Origin of the sequence: Streptomyces ortus (genome assembly GCF_026341275.1) — a bacterium.
In the GTDB taxonomy this organism is placed as follows: Bacteria; Actinomycetota; Actinomycetes; order Streptomycetales; family Streptomycetaceae; genus Streptomyces; species Streptomyces ortus.
This window is the reverse complement of record NZ_JAIFZO010000002.1, coordinates 3,547,003-3,564,198: the sequence shown is the minus strand read 5'-3', so window position 1 is coordinate 3,564,198 and position 17,196 is coordinate 3,547,003. Positions and strand designations below refer to the sequence as shown.

Genomic DNA, 17,196 nt, shown 5'->3' with positions numbered 1-17,196 from the left:
GGAAGCGAGCCATGTGCATGGCCGAATGTGAACCACTGGGCACAGTTATGTCCCGGAAACGCCCGGGGTTGCCGAGTGGTTGTTGCGTGGAAGTTAACGACAACATCTCTGCAGTGGCAAGGGTCTGGACGGTAGAAGGAGAGAAAGTGGGTTCGACCTCTGCTAAAAGGCCAGCTTGTAAGGCCATATGCCGGAGAAAATCGATGACGGATCGAGGATGGACTCTCCCGGACAGTCGTTGTTATCGTTAACGCACCGACAGAGCCCTACTGAGGAGCAGATGTGCAGTCCGCGTCTCGTTCGTACGACCCCCACCCCAGTTACGAACCCGTCGGCGGGCAGGTGACCGGGGGATGGCCGGCCGCGGTCGCCGCGCTGCCGCCCGGTCCGCTCGTCCTGGCCGTGGACGGTCCTGCCGCACTGGACTGGGACGCCCTGGCCGACGGCCTCACGGCGGCCGTGCGCCTCACGGGACGGCAGGCACAGCGGCTGGACGTACGCGATCACTACGCACCCTCCGCCGCCGAACGGATCACGGCATCGCCCCACCCCGCCGACGACCCGTTCTTCACCCCGCTGTCGCAGGCGAGCACCGCGGACCTCTTCGACTCCGTGCCGCAGCCGGAAAAGCCCGAGGGGGACGGCGTGCTGCTGGTCCTCGGGCCGGGCGCGGCGCTCTGCGCACCGGACGTGCTCTGGTACGCCGACCTGCCGAAGCGGTACGCGGAGGCCGCCGTGAGCAAGGGCGAGCTGCCCGTCGGCGCCAACCTGGGGCGTCCCGGCGCGCCGGGCGACCTGGTGCGCCTGTTCTACACCGACTGGCCCGTACTGGACCGCCACCGCGACGCGATCGCCGGCCGGGTGGACCGATGGATCGACACCCAGGACCCGTCGGCGCCCGCCTCCCTGGACGGCACGGCGCTGCGCGCCACGCTGGAACACCTGGCCCACGGGCCCGTCCGTACCCGCCCCTACTTCAACTCCACGCCCTGGGGCGGCCAGTGGGCCGCGAGCGAACTGGGCTTCACCCCGCAGGCCGGCAACACCGCCCTCGGCTACGAACTGATCGCCCCCGAGGCGGGCGTGGTCGTCGGCGAGAAGGACGGAGCGCAGGTCGAGATCCCGTTCCAGCTGCTGTGCGTCGAGCACCCCGAGGCCATGCTCGGCGAAGAGGGGCACCGCCGGTTCGGCACCTCCTTCCCGATCCGCTTCGACTACCTCGACACGATGGGCGGCGGCAACCTCTCCCTGCACCTCCACCCGCGCGAGCAGTACATGCGGGAGGTGTTCGGCTGGCCGTACACCCAGCACGAGACGTACTACGTGACCGCGCACGAGGAGGGCGCCCGCGTACTGCTCGGGCTCACCGAGGACGCGAACCCCGACGTCATGCGCGGCCAGGTGGAGGAGTCCATCGCCGACGGCACCCCCTTCCCCGTCCAGGACCACATCCAGACGCACCCGTCGGTCCAGGGCCAGCTGTTCATGATCCCCGCGGGTACCCCGCACGCCTCCGGCGCCGGGAACCTGGTGCTCGAGGTGAGCGCGACGCCGTACCTGTACTCGCTGCGCCTGTACGACTGGCTGCGCAAGGACGCCGCCGGCGCGTCCCGGCCGTTGCCCTACGCGCACGGCTTCGCCAACCTGGACACGGCACGGCGCGGGGAGGACGTGGTGAAGGACCTGGTCCAGCAGCCGCGTACGCTCCGCTCCGGCGAGGGCTGGCGCGAGGAGGTCGTCGGCGCGCTGCCCGAGATGTTCTACGCGGTCCACCGGCTGGTCGTCGCCCCCGAGGCGGGCATCCCCGACGACACCGCGGGCCGCTTCCACATCCTCAACGTCGCCGCCGGCCAGGGCGCCGTCGTCGAGACCCACGACGGACGCACCCACTTCCTCGCCTACGCGGAGACCCTCACGGTGCCCGCCGCGGTGGGCCCCTACCGGGTGCGCGCCGTGGGCGGCGACGAGGTGCGGATCGTGAAGGCCCTGGTGGTCGAGCCGTGACCGAGGCCGCGAAGGACCGGTCGGCCGCGCCCGTCCCCGTCCTCGACGTCGGCGGTACGCACGTCACCGCCGCGCTCGTCGATCCCGGGACAGGCCGCCCCGTGGTGTCGTCGGTGATCCGCAGGCCGCTCGGTTCGCACGCAGGCGCCGACGGCATCCTCGACGACATCGCCCTGACCGCGCTCCGACTGCCGCCCGGACACGGCCCGTACTGGGGGGTGGCGATGCCCGGACCCTTCGACTACGACACCGGCATCGGCCGTTTCACGGGTATCGGCAAGTTCGAGTCCCTGTCCGGTGTGGACGTGGGCGCGGGACTGCGCCGACGGCTCCTCGACCGGGCCGAGCGGCTGTGCTTCCTCAACGACGCCGACGCCTTCGCGCTCGGCGAGCACCGGGCCGGGGCGGCCGAGGGGCACGACCTTGTGGTGTGCCTGACGCTGGGCACGGGCATCGGCTCCTCCTTCCTGCGTGCCGGCCTGCCCGTGCACGACGGCCCCGACGTGCCGCCCGGCGGCCATGTGCACCGGCTGGACATCGACGGCCGCCCGCTGGAGGAGACGGTCTCGCGCCGCGCCATCCGCCTCCACCACGCCCGGCTCACGGCTCCGCACCGGGAGCCGGACCCGCGTCACGAAGCCACCCTGCCGGACGTCCACGAGATCGCCGCGGCGGCCGAACAGGGCGACAGCGCCGCGGCGGAGGCCTTCCGCTACGCTTTCGACGCCCTCGGCAGGGCCCTGGCCCCGTGGATCGACCGCTTCGAGGCCACCGCCGTCGTCGTCGGCGGTTCCATGGCGCAGTCGTGGGACCTGTTCCATCCCGCGTTCGCCCGCGGACTGGCTCGGGCCGAAAGGTCGCCCGTACGTGTCCTGCCGGCCCGGCAGCCCGCGGCGGCACCGCTGATCGGGGCCGCGCACTGGGTCCGCAGCGCGGCGGGCACGTCATGAGGACCGGTCCGGGGCGAGGTCGCACGCCGCAGGCCGACGGAGAAGGGGGAACGGGCATGACAGCTCGTCGAGGCGGCGGGCCGACCATGCATGACGTCGGGAAGCTCGCACAGGTCAGCGCCATGACCGTGTCCCGCGTACTGAAGAACGACCCCGGAGTCTCCGAGGCGACCAGGGAACGCGTCTTCGCCGCGGTGGACCGGCTGGGCTACCGCCGCAACGAGACCGCGCGCAGCCTGCGGCTCGGCGGCAGCGGGATGATCGGGCTCGTCGTCACCAACCTCGCCAACCCGTTCTACTCACGCCTCGCGCTCGGCGTCCAGGAAGTCGCCACCGAGTACGGCTTCCGCATGGTGCTCAGCAACTCCGCCGAGCAGGCCGACCGGGAGCCCGGTCTCGTCGACGGCCTCGTCGACCACCAGGTCGAAGGGCTCATCGTCGTCCCCGCCGGGAGCCGGCAGCAGCACCTGGCCGCCGCCATGCGCCATGTACCCGTGGTGCTCGCCGCACGGCCACCCGCGGGACTCGACACCGACTGCGTGCTGGTCGAGGACTTCCACGGGGCCCGCGAGGCCACCGCCTGCCTGCTGGCCGAGGGGCACACCCGTATCGCCTTCCTGGGCAATCCGCCCTCGCTCTACACCGGGGCCGAACGACTGCGCGGGTTCTGGGCGGCACACGACGAGGCCGGCGTCGAGCCCGACAACTCCCTCATCCGGCAGGGCCTGGTCGACGCGGCGACGGCCGAGGCGGCGACCCTCGAACTGCTGGGCCGGCCCGACGCCCCCGCGGCGCTGTTCTGCACCAACAACCGCATCAGCCAGGGCGCCATCCGGGCCCTGCACAAGTCGGCGACCACCCTGCCGCTGGCGGGCTTCGACGACTTCGAGCTGTCCGACATCCTGGGCCTGCCACTGACCCTCGTCTCCTACGACGCCGACGAGATCGGCCGGGAAGCCGCACGCCTGCTCATCGACCGCCTGGGACACAAGGACGCGGAGCAGCCCCCGTCCCGCCGCGTCACGATCCCCACGCGCGTCGTCCGCCACGGCGTCCACGCCGGGGGCCGCGCCCTCGGTACCCCGCGGACCGACACATAACGCGTCACGCAACGAGTCACGTAACACCGCATGTACCAGGTGACCCGGCGCGTCACGCGACACGTCACGTACGAAGAAGGGCCGACCATGCAGTTCCCCACGAGTGTCGAGGACCATCCGCTGGTCCGGCGCGCGGTGCGGCACCTCGACTCCCTCGGCGACCGGCGCCACGGACAGCTGCTGGTGCGCTGCCTCGACGACACCCTCGCACGCACCGTCCGGGCCATGCCCGACGGCAGCGCGTTCGTGGTCACCGGCGACATCCCCGCCATGTGGCTGCGCGATTCGTCGACCCAGCTCATGCCCTACCTGGCGCTCCTGCGGGACGACAAGGGCCTGCAGGACCTGGTGGCCGCCGTACTGGAGCGCCAGTTCGACCAGATCCGGCGCGACCCGTACGCGAACGCCTTCAACCCCGAACCCTCCGGACACGCTCACGACGGCGACGACCTGTGCGTGGACCCCTGGGTGTGGGAGGAGAAGTACGAGGTCGACTCGCTGGCCTTCCCGCTCCTGCTCGCCCACCGCTTCTGGCGGGCCACCGGCCGCACCGACCACCTCGACGGGGCGGTGCGCACCGCCCACTCCGTACTCACCGTCTGGCGGACCGAGCAGGACCACGAGCGCCTGTCCGCCTACCGCTTCTCGCGGACCTCGGGACCGGCGAGCGACACGCTGCCCGCAGAGGGGCGCGGAACGCCCGTCGCCCGGACCGGAATGACCTGGAGCGGGTTCCGCCCGAGCGACGACGCCTGTACGTACGGATACAACGTGCCCGCCAACCTGTGCGCCGCCGCCGCCCTCGACGGGACGGCCGAGATGGCACACCAGGTGGGGGACACGGCACTGGCCGAGGACGCCACCGCCCTGGCGGCCGAGCTGCGCGAGGGGGTCGCACGCCACGGAACGGTCGACCACCCCGACCACGGCACGATCTACGCCTATGAGGTGGACGGACTCGGCAACGCCCTGCTGATGGACGACGCCAACATGCCGAGCCTCCTCTCCCTGCCCCTGGTCGCGAACGTCTCCACCGCCGACCCGCTGTACCGCGCCACGCGCGAGTTCGTCCTCTCCCCGGCCAACCCGACCTGGTACCGGGGGACCGCGGCCGAAGGAGTGGGCAGCCCGCACACCCCCGAGGACCACATCTGGCCGATCGCCATCGCGGTGCAGGGCCTGACCGGCGACGACGAGGCGGCGCGGCTCGCGGCCCTGCGCACGCTGGCGGACACCGACGCGGGCACCGGCGCCATGCACGAGTCCTTCCACAAGGACGACCCGCGGCGGTTCACCCGGCACTGGTTCTCCTGGGCCAACGCGATGTACGCGGAACTCGCCCTGGACGTGGCCGGTCTCGGGACCCGCCCCCTGTGGTCCCGGCCCTCTCCCCAGGCGTCCGCGCCCCCGGGGGCGTGAACGGGTAGCGTTCCCGTATGGACTTTCGTACAACAGTTGAGCGTGCTCAACGCCTGAAGCAGTTGCATGCCGAGTACAAGCCGCTCGTGCTCCCGACCGTCTGGGACGTCTGGTCGGCGCGTACGGCGGCCGGCGCCGGGTTTCCCGCGCTGACGATCGGCAGCCATCCACTTGCCGACTCCCGGGGGGCCGAGGACCACGAGGGGCAGACCTTCGAGGAAGTGCTCGCCGCCGTCAGGCCGATCATCGCGGCGGTCGACGTGCCCGTGTCCGTGGACCTGGAGGCCGGGTACGGACAGCAGCCGGCGGATCTCGTCGCCGGACTCATCGAGGCCGGCGGTGTCGGTCTCAACGTCGAGGACACCGTCCACTCGGACGGCGGACGCGTGCGCGGCACGCAGGAGCACGCGAAGTACATCGCCGGGCTGCGCGCGGCGGCCGACGACGCGGGCGTCCCGCTCTGGGTCAACGGGCGCACCGACCTCTTCCTGCACGCGAAGGACGCCTCCGAGGTCCGCGACGAGGCGATCGAGCGACTGCGGGCCATGGAGCAGGCCGGCGCCGACAGCGTCTACCCGGTGGGCATCCAGGACGACGACGACCTGCTCACGGCGGTGACCGGTGCCGTCGCCGTTCCCGTGAACTCCACCGCTCATCCCGTCAAGCACGACCTCGAACGCTTCCGCCGTCTCGGCGTCGGCCGGATCACCTACGGTCCGCTGCTGCAGATCGCGCTGACGGACGCGATGAAGGGCATGCTCGGGCCGTGGGCCCCCTGACGACCCTGACGAACTGACCGGGCGACGGGCGCCCCCGGCCCTCTGGGAGGGCCGGGGGCGCCCGTCTGTCGTCGGCGTCGTACGAGGATCTCCCCGAACCCTTGACGGCGTTGGTTCAGACCTTTACGTTCTTGCGCACACCACGTGTTCATAGGTGAACTCGTTGTTCACCACCTTGAACGAGCCTCCCCCACCGTCTGTCTCGGACGAAAGGCTGCGATCACTCCCATGACCGTGCGTACCCGTACCCGTACTCGTCCCCATGTCCTGCGCGGCGGACTCGCCCTGGCGGCCCTGCCCCTGACGGCGGCTCTCCTCGCCGCCCCGCAGGCCGGCGCCGTCCCCGCGGCCACCTCGACCGCCGTCGCCCCGTACCTGTACAACGGCTGGGGAAACCCGCCCAGTCCCACGACGATCACCCAGGCCACCGGCGTGAAGTCGTTCACCCTCGCCTTCATACTCAGCAACGGCTACTGCAACCCGCAGTGGGACGGCAGCCGCCCGCTCACCGGCGGCGTCGACCAGCGCACCATCACCACGATCCGCAACGGCGGCGGCGACGCCATCCCGTCCTTCGGCGGCTACAGCGGCAACAAGCTGGAGAGTTCCTGCTCCAGCGCGAGCGAACTCGCCGCCGCCTACCAGAAGGTCGTCGACGCCTACACGCTCAAGGTCATCGACATAGACATCGAGGCCGCCGCGTACGACAACCCCACCGTGCAGCAGCGCACCGTCGACGCCCTGAAGACCGTCAAGTCCCGCAACCCGGGCCTGAAGGTGCACATCACCATCGGTACCGGGCAGAGCGGCCCCGACACCAGCCTGATCAAACGCGCCGCCGCCTCGGGCCTGGCCGCCGACAGCTGGACCATCATGCCCTTCGACTTCGACGGCGGAAGCCAGAACATGGGCACCCTGACCCTGCGCGCCGCCGAAGGCCTCAGGACCGCACTGAAGCAGGCGTACGGCTACAGCGACGACCAGGCCTACCGGACCATGGGCATCTCCTCCATGAACGGCGTCACCGACCAGAACGAGAAGGTCACCGTCGCCGACTTCCGCACCATCCTCGGCTACGCCCAGCAGCACCACCTGGCCCGGCTCACCTTCTGGTCAGCCAACCGCGACCGGCCCTGCACCGGGGGCGACTCCGAGAGCTGCTCCGGTGTCGCCCAGGCCGCCTGGGACTACACCCGTGTCTTCGCCCAGTACACCGGCTGACCCGCCCGCACCGTTCCCCCTCGTCGCGAAGGAACTCACATGACGCGCTTCAAATCCCTGGCCACCGCCACCGTCGCGGGCATCGTCGGTACGATCGCGGTCCTGAGCACCGGCAGTGCCGCCGCGGCCGACCCGAACAAGGCTCCGGGCGGCAACTTCGACCTCTCCGTATGGCAGTTGCAGGAGCCCGTCGGCTCTCCCGGCTCACCGACGACCATCTCCTCGTCCCGGCTCCAGGGCGCCAACGGCTACCAGGACTCGTACTTCTACACCGACACCCGGGACGGAGCGATGACCTTCTGGGCCCCGGAGAAGGGCGTCACCACCCCCAACTCCAAGTACGCCCGCTCCGAACTGCGGGAGATGAACCGCAACGGCAGTGCCGCCGACTGGTCCCTCAAGGGCAGTCACCGTATGGACGCGACCCTGCGCGTGGTGTCGGTGACCTCCAACGTGTGCGTCGGGCAGATCCACCTCGGTTCCGGCGGATCCTCCACGAAACCGCTCGTCGAGCTGTACTACCGCGCGAACGGCGACATCGTGGCCGGCATCGAGAACTCACCCGCCGGCGGCCAGACCCCGCACACCGTCGGCCATGTCTCGCTCGGCAAGACCTGGACGTACTCCATAGCCGTATCCGGTGGCCGGACCATCGACCTGACCGTCAACGGAAGCACCACGCACTACACGATCCCGACGTCCTTCGACCCGTACAAGCAGTACTTCAAGGCCGGTTCCTACAACCAGTCCTCATCGGACAGCACCACCAAGGGGGCCCGTGTCGCCTTCTACGGCCTGACGGTCTCCCACAACTGAGCCTGGCCGGGGGCGCGTTCCACGGGCGCGCCCCCGGTACCGCCTTCGTCAGCCGGCCGTGCCGTCGAGCAGCCGGCTGTACCGCAACCGCAGTGCCCGCTCGGTACCCGCCACCGCGGTGACCAGGGTCAGCACGACGTTGCACCAGGCAGGCAGCTGGACCGGCGCGGTGAAGGCCCCGACCCGCTCGGCCACCGCGGGGATCTCGGCGACCTGCTGGGCGAGCTGCGTGACCAGCACGACCAGGGCGACGACGAGCACGGTCAGCGAGAAGGCGCCGATCCAGCGGCTCAGGGCCGGGTGGCTCCGGTCCAGGTGGGCCCGGCGCCCCTCGGCGGAGTCGCGGTCCGGCACGAGCGGGTGTTCGGCGCCGTCGACGGTGACGTAATGGCAGCGCCGCAGCCCGAAGGCGCTCAACCGCACCTCGACGGTGCCGCCCGGCACCGGGAAGGCGGCGGGGAGTTTCGACCGGGCGTGATGCCTGCCGTCGAGGTACAGATCGGCCCCGGCCGTCGCGGACGTCTGGTCCTGTCCGCGTTTGACGTCCACGGCGTAGACCGCCTTCCCGCCGCTCCCGTCGGGCAGCGGCAGATAGAACAGGGAGCGGTAGGGCAGCTGCCACCAGCGGAACCGCTTCAGCGGCCGGCCGTCCCCGGGGGTGATCCGCCGTGCGGCCCGGCGGCTCCGCATCTCCTCGAACATCGCAGGCACCTGCCTCACTTGCTTACGTTGCGGGGTTGCGCCGCGTCACCGGAGTGCGTCGCGTCACCGGGTTGCGCCGCGCAGGCGAGGTCCCGCGCGGGGCGTTCCCCCGTGGTCAGGAACGTCGTCGCGGCATCGTTGGCGCACGTGTTGCCGCCGTACGGGTAGACACCGTGGCCGCCCTGGTCGACGGTCACCATCGTGGCCCGCCCGCCGAAGGCCCGCCTCAGCTCCCGGGCGCCGGCCAGTGGAGTGCCCGGGTCACGCTCGTTCTGCACCATCAGCACGTTCGACGGGCCGCGGCCGGTGATGCGCACCGGCGGTTCGGTCCGCTCCCGCGGCCAGTACGCGCAGGGGTTGACGCTTGCCGTGGAGCCGCCCAGCATCGGATACCTCAGCCGGTCGACGGCGACATTGCGCTGGTACTCCCGTACCGTCCCCGGCCAGCGCGAGTCACCGCAGACCACGGCGAGACGCGAGGCCAGCAGGTTCTCCAGGCCCGCGGGCAGCTCCGGGAGCGGCAGCTCACCACCCGTCTCGACCGCCTGCCAGAACTCGGCGAGCCGGGGCAGAGAGCTGTCGGCGTACAACTGCTCGAAGGTGAACGCGCGGAACGCGGTCCCGTCGACGCCCTGGACCGGCTTCGCGTCCAGCCGGGCCGCGAGCTCGTAGAACTTGGCGGTGATCTGCTCGGGTGTGGAGCCCAGACCGTACTCGGGGTGCCCGACGGCGAACGCGGCGAAGTCGGGGAAGCGGTCCTCAAGCCCCCTGGCGAACAACCGCATGGCCGTGACGTCGTAGCCGCCGGGACCCAGATTGCTGTCGAGTACGATCCGGTCGCTGCGCCGTGGGAACAGCGTCGTGTAGACCGCGCCGAGGTAACTGCCGTAGGAGGCGCCGAGGTACGACAGCCTCGGCTCGCCCAGTGCCGCGCGGAGGAGGTCCATGTCGCGTGCGGTGTTGGCGGTGGTGGTGTGCGGCAGCATCCACGCAGTCGCCGAGTTCTCGCACTGCCCGGCGATCTTCCGGGCGTACGGTGCTTCTCGCGTGACGTCGGCCGCGGTGTGCGCGTACGGCGGGAAGTTGCCGCTCCACTGCTGTTTCTCCGTCAGGTCGCAGGTCACCGGAGTGCTGCGGCCGACACCGCGCGGGTCGAAGCCGATGATGTCGTAGGAGTCGAGCACCTCCTGCGGCAGCCCCGACGCGGCGAGGACCGCCGGGTAGGTCAGGCCGGAGCCGCCCGGACCGCCCGGGTTGGTCAGCAGCACACCGCGTCGCTGTGACGGCTTCTCGCTCGCCAGCCGGGAGACGGCGACATCGATCCGCCGGCCTCCGGGGGCGCGGTGATCCAGCGGGACTTCGAGCGTCGCGCACTCCAGGCGGGGTGCCGCCGCTCCCTCGGGGCACGGGCCCCACCGCAGGGCGCCGGGCGCCGGCGCCGTCGTGGCCGCCACGGACACCGGTGAGGACGGTGTCGCCGCGGGCGCCGACGCCGGAAGGGCGGTCACCGTCAACGCTGCGGCGGTCACGGCGAGGGGCAGACTTCTGCGCATGAGGTGTCCTCCTGTGGGGGGCTTTACCGGCACGCGAACGAGTCTGTCGAGCAGCGGCGGCCCGGACATCGGCCCGACGGACCGACCGGGCCTGGACCGGGGGAGAGGAGCGGGTTAGACCTGGGTCGTAGGCGCATCGGTCCTGGGTGTGATCCACCGGTCGCACGATATGGTGACAATGGCCTGGTGAACACGGATGTGATGCCGCGGCTCGGGGTGGGGCAGCAGGCCTGGCGGCTGACGGTGGCCGCGCTCGTCGGCCTGCCGATCTGGCTGACGACCCTCGCTCTGTCGCGCAAGCAGCCCGGCGGCCCGGACACCTGGATCCTCGTCGGCGATCCGCTGGTGGCCCTCGGGTGTCTGACGCTGCTCGTGTGGCGACGGCGGCGGCCCCTCACGGTGGCCCTGGCGGTCGCGGTCGTCTCGACCGCGTCGGCGTCCGCCACCGGCGCCGCCCTGCTGGCACTGTGCTCGGTCGCCACCCGCCGCCGCCCGGTGGAGATCGGGGCCGTCGTCCTGGCCTACGTGATCGCGTCGCAGCTCTCCGTCGGGATGTTCCCGGTGGAGGGCTCGGACGACGTGGCGTTGTGGGTCCAGGTCGTGGTGCCGGCGCTGACGGCGGGGATGGCGGTGGCCGCGGGCATGGCCGTCGGGGCGCGACGGGCCGAGATGCGGTCCCTGCGGGAGCGGGCGGAGAGCGCGGAACGGGAGCAGAGCGCGCGGGCGGCGCAGGCACGGGCCATGGAGCGCAACCGGATCGCCCGCGAGATGCACGACGTCCTCGCGCACCGCATCTCCCTGGTCGCCATGCAGGCCGGGGTGCTCGACCACCGCCGTGACCTCCCGGCCGACGAGAACCGCGTCCTGGTCCGCGGCATTGCCGAGGGCTCCCACCAGGCACTGGAAGAGCTGCGCGAGGTCCTCGGCGTGCTCCGCGCCGACCCGGGCCGGCCGGAACCGCCGCAGCCCTCCCTCGACCGGGTCCCCGACCTGGTGGCCGACGCCCGCGCCTCGGGACTCGACGTCCGGCTGACCGACGGCGTGACCGCGACCCCGCCCGGCGGCGCCGGCCGGACCTGCTACCGGATCGTCCAGGAAGCGCTGACCAACGCCGCGAAGCACGCTCCCGGCGCGGTCGTACAGGTCACCCTCGACGGCGCTGAGGGCGGCACCCTCGACATCCGCGTCCGCAACGGACCGGCCCCGCTGCGCACCACCCGGCCGCCCGCCTCCGGCTTCGGCCTGCTGGGCCTCGGCGAACGGATCACCCTCGCCGGCGGCGAACTCGACCACCGTGCCACGCCCGACGGCGGGTACGTTCTCACCGCACGACTGCCCTGGCCGGACGGCCCCGCCCCCACCCACGAAAAGAGCGCATGAGCCACGCCGAGAACACGTCGACCGAGAGCCGGCCCGATCCCGTACGGGTCGTCATCGTCGACGACGAGGAACTGGTCCGCATGGCCCTGCGCCTCGTCATCGACGGCGAACCGGACCTGACCGTCGTGGCGGAGGCGGCCGACGGCAGCGCCGCGCTGACCGTGGTGGCCGAACAGCGGCCCGACGTCGTACTCATGGACGTACGCATGCCGGGCCGGGACGGTCTGGAGACGACCCGGGAACTGCTCGCCCGGCCGGCGCCGCCCCGGGTGCTGATGCTGACCACCTTCGACTCCGACGACCTGGTGCTCGGGGCACTGCGCGTCGGAGCGCTCGGCTTCGTCCTCAAGGACACCCCGCCCGCCCGCATCCTCGACGCGGTGCGGACCGTCGCGGACGGCAACCCGGTGCTGTCACCGGCGGCCACCGCACGGGTGATCGCCGCGGCCACCGGACCGGACTCCGCGCACGCCCGTGACCGTCACCGCGCCGCCGCGCGTGAACGCCTGTCCTCGCTGACCGAACGGGAACGGGAGACCGCCCGCGCCATCGCGGACGGACTGGGCAACCCGCAGATCGCCGAACGGCTGCACATCTCCGTCGCGACCGTCAAGGCCCACACCGGCAGCCTCTTCGCCAAACTGGCGGTCGAGAACCGGGTACAGATCGCGCTGCTGATCCGGGACGCGGAGGACTGACGCACCGGCGGCGCAAGGGGATCGCTCGACGTCGCCGACGGCTCCTGTGGTCAGGCCAGGGTGGTGTGTGGGCGGCGTACAGCGTGTGCTGGTCGCCCGACTGCGGCGTGCCAGACCAGGGCCGCGCATATGAAGGCCGTCGCCGCGGAGACCAGTGACCTGGTGAGGGTGTCGCTCCGCGCGCCGGAGACGAGGGCGACGGCCAGTGCCGCCGTCAGGGTGATGAAGGGCAGCGCACGGGGGATCCGCGTGGCGTTCGGCACGGCGGCCGGCGGCGGCAGCAGCCAGGTGGCGAGGCCGTAACACGCACAGGCCAACAGTGTGGCTCCCAGCACCTCGCTGGGCCGGTGGCCGCCCATGGTCGCGCTGTAGGCGGCGATGCAGGCGAGCCACAGCACACCGACCATGGCGACGTAGGGGCGGATCCGGGGGGAGAGCACGAGGACGGCGGCGAAGGTCAGCGCGGCGGGGATGGCCGTGTGCCCGCTGGGGAAACCCTGATCAAGGAGGTTCTCGGGCGCGCCCACCAGATCGGGGCGGGGCAGGGTCGATTTGAGCACCTCCTTGCCTCCGGTCGCGAGAACGACGACCCCGAGCGCCGCGAACCCCTGCCGCCAGCACCGCCGGACCAGCGTGAGGACCACGATGACGGCCAGGCCCACCATCAGGGTGGGCTTGGCGCTCAATTCCAGCGGTGGGAGGGGCGTCGAGCCGTAGGCCGCTCCTGACAGGGGGTAGATCCAGGCAGTTTCAGGGTTCCCGTTGCCGAGGCGGAACAGGGCGTTCTCAGTTCGTTGCCCCCACGGGGTGCAGATGGCGAGCAGGTAGACCGTCAGGAACCCCAGGGTGTACAGCAGCGCAGGCATCCACGGCCGGGTCGTGCGGGACGGAGGGCCGGGGGTGTCGAGGGTCTTCTCGGGGGTCTCGGGGGTGGCCTGCGTTGCGGGCCCCGGGCGGTGCGTGGGCAGGGACTGGGAATCGTGCTGAGTCATCGCTCTTTTTCTTCTGTCGGGGGGTGTTCGGTCACGCACGTCTTCCGGCACGACGCGGGCCGCCCGGCTCGGCCGGCCGGCCCGCCGGAGGGCCGCTCCTATTCGGCGAGTGCCCGTCCCTGTCGGCGCTGGGCGGCGATCGCCAGGGCGGGGAGGGGTGCGATCAGCAGGATGAGGACGACCAGGTCCGGAAAGGACTGCATGAACGCGTCCGGCCGGACGACGATCGCCTGCGTGCGGACGATCGCGAACGCCGCGACGGGGATCAGCCACCGGTAGTCGCCCGTGGCGGCCGTCGCCACCCACGCGGCGATCAGCGCGGCGACTTCGAGGACGAACAAACCGCGTTGGAAGGTCGGACTGACAGAGATGATGTGCAGGCCCCCGGCCACGAACATGGCGAGCATGACAGGGGCCAGCCAGCGGTACGAGCGGCGGCGCAGCCGGCTGGGACGGCAGAGCGCCAGTACGGCGCACGCGGCACACAGTGTCCCCGACAGCACCAGGTCACGGGCCGTTATCGGGGCGCCCAGGCCGTAGTAGCCCAGGCCCGCCTTGCCCTCGTCACCGAAGAAGGTGCGGCCGTGGGACGTGGCGCCGGCCCACATCATGGCTGCCGCGGCCGGCAGCGCGAACCCCGGTCTGCCGCGCAGCAGGGCGATCAGGCAGCCGAGCGGGAGCAACCCGTAGGGCAACAGCCGTACCTGCGTGGGACCTTCGGCCCACGGGTACCAGCCGGCGAAGCGGAAGGCGATGGCGTGCTGTCCGGGGTCGATGTGCAGGGCCCAGTGCCACACATCCTGCAAGTACGGCACCAGTGCCAGCGCGGCGAGGGCCAGGGCGGTCAGATGGATGCCGTCCAGCCACCACGGCCGGGCCGTGTCGTCGACGACGGCACGGGCGCGGGCCTGCACTCCGGCGCGCACCAGGGCGGCGACTTCCCGCGGCGGGGGCCAGGAGCGGCCGGGATACGCCTCGGACAGGCAGGCCAGCACTTCCTCTCCCTGCCGGGAACGGTAGGGCTCGGGATAGGGGGCGAGCAGCAGACGATTCATGCCGGGGCCGCGCCCGCGTCCCGCGAGTGTCCGATGACGACGGCCGCCGCCTGCTGCATCCGCAGCGCCTCCCGGCCGAGCGCCTCGGTGCCGTCCTCGGTGAGCCGGTAGTAGCGCCGCGCCCGCCCGTCCACGATCTCCTCGTGGCCGGCGGCCACCAGCCCAGCCCGTTCCATCCGCTCCAACGCGCCGTAGAGAGTGCCGACAGCGATCCGGACCCTCCCGCCGGTGGCCCGCTCGGCGGCCTTGATGATGCCGTAACCGTGCAACGGGCCGTCCATGAGTGCGGCAAGGATGAAGTACTGCGGTTCCGTCAGGGGCGGATTCCGTCTGGTCATGCGTCGAGCATATATCGAGCTACGAAATATATCTGCCCGTCTCTGGTGGTCTCAGGCAACACCCCCATGCTTCACCCGGGCCCGTGCGGCGTCTCCTTGCCGCCGGTCTCTGTTTCGATGACGTGGACGCATCGGTCGAGGGCGGCCACCATGTAGCGGCGCCAGAGCGGGGCGAAGGGGCCGGCGAGGATCCAGCGGCGGCCGGGCAGTGCCTTGAACTCGTAGGTCCAGCGGATGAGCGTGCCGTCACCGTCGGGGTTGACGTTGAACTCGCCCCGGACACCGGCCGCGAGGCGGGACAGGACGTTGGTGAAGCCGGTGAGCTGGTAGGCGAAGGAGGAGTCCGGTACGTACTCGGTGAGTTCTTCGTCGACCTGGGAGCCGTCGTCGAACTGCGGGTTCCTTCGCGGTCCCGCGTGATCCCAGGCCCCCGTCTGGTTCTTCACACCGCTGACCCCGGGAAACGGGGCCACCGGGCGGAAGACGGTGGGCAGATCGATGGGCGCCAGGATGCGGAAAGCGTCCCGGGGTGACGTGCGGGTCCGCTGCTGGACGGTGATCACGACGGTTCTGTCCGCCGGGCCGATGAGGAGACTGGTCATCTTCAACTCGCCATACTTGTCGTCGCGGTCATGGTCATGGTCATGGTCGTGGTGCGGAAGGTCGGATAGTCGGTGTAGCCGCGGTGGTCGCCGCCGTAGAAGGTGGCCGGGTCGGGCTCGTTGAGCGGGGCGCCCGTGCGGACGCGGTGGGGCAGGTCGGGCGCAGGCCACGCGGTGCGGCTGTCGTCGTAGGTCCACAGCAGGTACGGCTCGATGTGCGGGTCGGGTGTGGGGGTGCGGTCGTCGAGCACCGGCATGAGCAGGATCTGCCGGGCGATCGCCGGTCCGCCGCGGTCCCGGGCGAGAATCGACAACGCCGCCGCCAGGCCACCGCCCGCGCTGTCGCCCATCACACCGACCGCGCGGGGTCCAGACCGAGCGACATGGTCTCCTGCTTTCCAGATTCGGGTTCGTGCTTCGTGCTTCGTGCTTCATGGGTCTGGGCTGGTCGGCGAGCAGCGAGCAGCGAGCAGTGAGCGGCGGGCAGCGCTCAAGCGAAAGAAGCGGAGGGAAGGGTGGGACGGGAGGGAAGGACGATGGCCTTTCCGGCGAGCGCTCCTTCGGCGGCCTCCGCGTGCAGGGCCGGCAGGTCGGCCAGCGGCACCCGCCGGGCGATGTCGACGCGCAGCACTCCGGAGTCGACCAGTGTCACCAGCCGTGCCAGCTGCCCGGCGTCGCTGTTGACGAACAGGTTGACGCCGCGTACGCCGCGGTCCTCGTCGGACGGCGCGGGCATCCACACCGTCGTGTTCACCACGACACCGTCGTCGCGCACCACGGAGGTCAGGGCGGCCAGCTGCATCGGATCGACCGGCGCGAGGTTGAGTACGACGTCGACCAGCGCGGAGAGTTCGGGAACTCCGTGGCCGAACACCTCGTCGGCGCCCGCCGCCCTGGCCCGCTCGCCGCTGCGCGGCCCGGCCGTGGCGATCACGTGGGCGCCGGCGTGCTTGGCCAGTTGGACGGCGTAACCGCCGACCGCGCCGCCCGCACCGTTGATGAGCACCCGTTGGCCCGGGGTCAGCGCGGCGTGGTCGAAGAGAGCCTGCCAGGCGGTGAGGCCGACCAGCGGCAGTCCGCCCGCATCGGCCAGCGGGATGCTCGTGGGCGCCGCCGTCAGCAGCTCGGCCGGTGCGATCACGTACTCCGCCGCCGCGCCGGTGCCGGTCATCGGCAGGAAGCCGACCACCCGGTCTCCCACGCTCACGACGTCCACGCCCTCGCCCAGTGCGTCGACCGTGCCCGAGACGTCGATGCCGGGGGTGTGCGGCAGCGTCACCGGGATGGGGCCCTGCATGAAGCCCGCGCGGATGTTGCCGTCGACCGGGTTGAACGATGTCGCGGCCACCTGGATCCGGACCTCCCCGGCCGCGGGAATCGGCTGCTCCACCTCCTCGTACCGCAGGACGTCCGGACCGCCGTACTCATGGAAACGCACTGACTTCATGACAAATACCAACTTTCATGACAGGGAGAAGACGTGGATGCGCATGCGTGGATGCGCGTGCACGGACGAATGTGCATCCATGTGCTTCGAATTTGAATCACTGGAGGATCGGGGCACGCCTCAGCTCTTGAGGAGGTGCC

The 17,196-nt window shown here is 71.4% G+C and carries 16 protein-coding genes and 1 pseudogene; 9 read left to right on the top strand and 8 right to left on the bottom strand.

Annotated elements, in window-relative coordinates; all coding sequences use genetic code 11:
* The first annotated feature begins 282 nt into the window (after positions 1–282).
* The 7 genes and pseudogenes from K3769_RS19075 (at position 283) to K3769_RS19045 (ending at position 8,289) form a co-directional block, all read left to right on the top strand.
* Positions 283–2,004 (top strand): class I mannose-6-phosphate isomerase, encoded by a 1,722-nt coding sequence (locus tag K3769_RS19075; RefSeq protein ID WP_267027610.1) that lies wholly within the window; start codon positions 283–285, stop codon positions 2,002–2,004.
* Entirely contained in the window at positions 2,001–2,954 is a 954-nt protein-coding gene (locus K3769_RS19070; protein ID WP_267027609.1) for an ROK family protein, read from the top strand. Before K3769_RS19075 ends, K3769_RS19070 begins: the two co-directional genes overlap by 4 nt.
* Positions 2,955–3,010: 56 nt before the next feature.
* Complete coding sequence (locus K3769_RS19065) at positions 3,011–4,054, top strand: LacI family DNA-binding transcriptional regulator (RefSeq protein ID WP_267027608.1); 1,044 nt, start codon at positions 3,011–3,013, stop codon at positions 4,052–4,054.
* An 87-nt stretch (positions 4,055–4,141) separates the two neighbouring features.
* A complete protein-coding gene (locus K3769_RS19060; protein WP_267027607.1) occupies positions 4,142–5,473 on the top strand; it encodes a glycoside hydrolase family 125 protein in 1,332 nt (443 codons plus the stop codon).
* Positions 5,474–5,490: 17 nt separating this feature from the next.
* Positions 5,491–6,252: an isocitrate lyase/PEP mutase family protein gene (locus K3769_RS19055; protein ID WP_267027606.1), complete on the top strand. Its 762-nt coding sequence runs from the start codon at positions 5,491–5,493 to the stop codon at positions 6,250–6,252.
* A gap of 321 nt (positions 6,253–6,573) precedes the next feature.
* Positions 6,574–7,473 (top strand): annotated as a pseudogene (locus tag K3769_RS19050) (chitinase); the annotation flags it as partial.
* 39 nt (positions 7,474–7,512) lie between these two features.
* Positions 7,513–8,289: a polysaccharide lyase family 7 protein gene (locus K3769_RS19045; RefSeq protein ID WP_267027605.1), complete on the top strand. Its 777-nt coding sequence runs from the start codon at positions 7,513–7,515 to the stop codon at positions 8,287–8,289.
* Positions 8,290–8,337: 48 nt separating this feature from the next.
* On the opposite strand, the gene K3769_RS19040 is transcribed toward K3769_RS19045, so the two are convergent.
* Both K3769_RS19040 and K3769_RS19035 read right to left on the bottom strand, forming a co-directional pair.
* On the bottom strand, positions 8,338–8,991 hold the full coding sequence (locus tag K3769_RS19040) for a hypothetical protein (protein ID WP_267031438.1): 654 nt from the start codon (positions 8,989–8,991) through the stop codon (positions 8,338–8,340).
* Positions 8,992–9,005: 14 nt separating this feature from the next.
* The gene (locus K3769_RS19035) at positions 9,006–10,544 is read right to left on the bottom strand and encodes an alpha/beta hydrolase (protein WP_267027604.1); all 1,539 of its coding nucleotides are present in this window, start codon (positions 10,542–10,544) and stop codon (positions 9,006–9,008) included.
* 201 nt (positions 10,545–10,745) lie between these two features.
* Between K3769_RS19035 and K3769_RS19030 the strand changes: the two genes are divergently transcribed.
* Positions 10,746–11,924, top strand: a complete 1,179-nt coding sequence (locus K3769_RS19030; RefSeq protein WP_267031437.1) for a sensor histidine kinase — start codon at positions 10,746–10,748, stop codon at positions 11,922–11,924.
* Positions 11,921–12,622, top strand: coding sequence for a response regulator transcription factor (locus tag K3769_RS19025; protein WP_267027603.1), 702 nt, complete (start codon positions 11,921–11,923; stop codon positions 12,620–12,622). The genes K3769_RS19030 and K3769_RS19025 overlap by 4 nt, the downstream gene beginning before the upstream one ends.
* A gap of 50 nt (positions 12,623–12,672) precedes the next feature.
* Here the strand turns inward: K3769_RS19025 and K3769_RS19020 are convergent, their stop codons facing one another.
* The 6 genes from K3769_RS19020 to K3769_RS18995 all read right to left on the bottom strand — a co-directional run bounded on the left by K3769_RS19020 (position 12,673) and on the right by K3769_RS18995 (position 17,056).
* The gene (locus K3769_RS19020) at positions 12,673–13,614 is read right to left on the bottom strand and encodes a phosphatase PAP2 family protein (RefSeq protein ID WP_267027602.1); all 942 of its coding nucleotides are present in this window, start codon (positions 13,612–13,614) and stop codon (positions 12,673–12,675) included.
* A 98-nt stretch (positions 13,615–13,712) separates the two neighbouring features.
* Positions 13,713–14,669, bottom strand: a complete 957-nt coding sequence (locus tag K3769_RS19015) for a hypothetical protein (RefSeq protein WP_267027601.1) — start codon at positions 14,667–14,669, stop codon at positions 13,713–13,715.
* Positions 14,666–15,007: a PadR family transcriptional regulator gene (locus K3769_RS19010; protein WP_267027600.1), complete on the bottom strand. Its 342-nt coding sequence runs from the start codon at positions 15,005–15,007 to the stop codon at positions 14,666–14,668. Before K3769_RS19010 ends, K3769_RS19015 begins: the two co-directional genes overlap by 4 nt.
* 71 nt (positions 15,008–15,078) lie before the next feature.
* Positions 15,079–15,609: an SRPBCC family protein gene (locus tag K3769_RS19005; protein ID WP_267027599.1), complete on the bottom strand. Its 531-nt coding sequence runs from the start codon at positions 15,607–15,609 to the stop codon at positions 15,079–15,081.
* Positions 15,610–15,611: 2 nt separating this feature from the next.
* On the bottom strand, positions 15,612–16,013 hold the full coding sequence (locus tag K3769_RS41150) for an alpha/beta hydrolase fold domain-containing protein (RefSeq protein WP_435369371.1): 402 nt from the start codon (positions 16,011–16,013) through the stop codon (positions 15,612–15,614).
* Positions 16,014–16,099: 86 nt separating this feature from the next.
* Positions 16,100–17,056: an NADP-dependent oxidoreductase gene (locus K3769_RS18995; RefSeq protein ID WP_267027598.1), complete on the bottom strand. Its 957-nt coding sequence runs from the start codon at positions 17,054–17,056 to the stop codon at positions 16,100–16,102.
* Between the last annotated feature and the right edge of the window lie 140 nt (positions 17,057–17,196).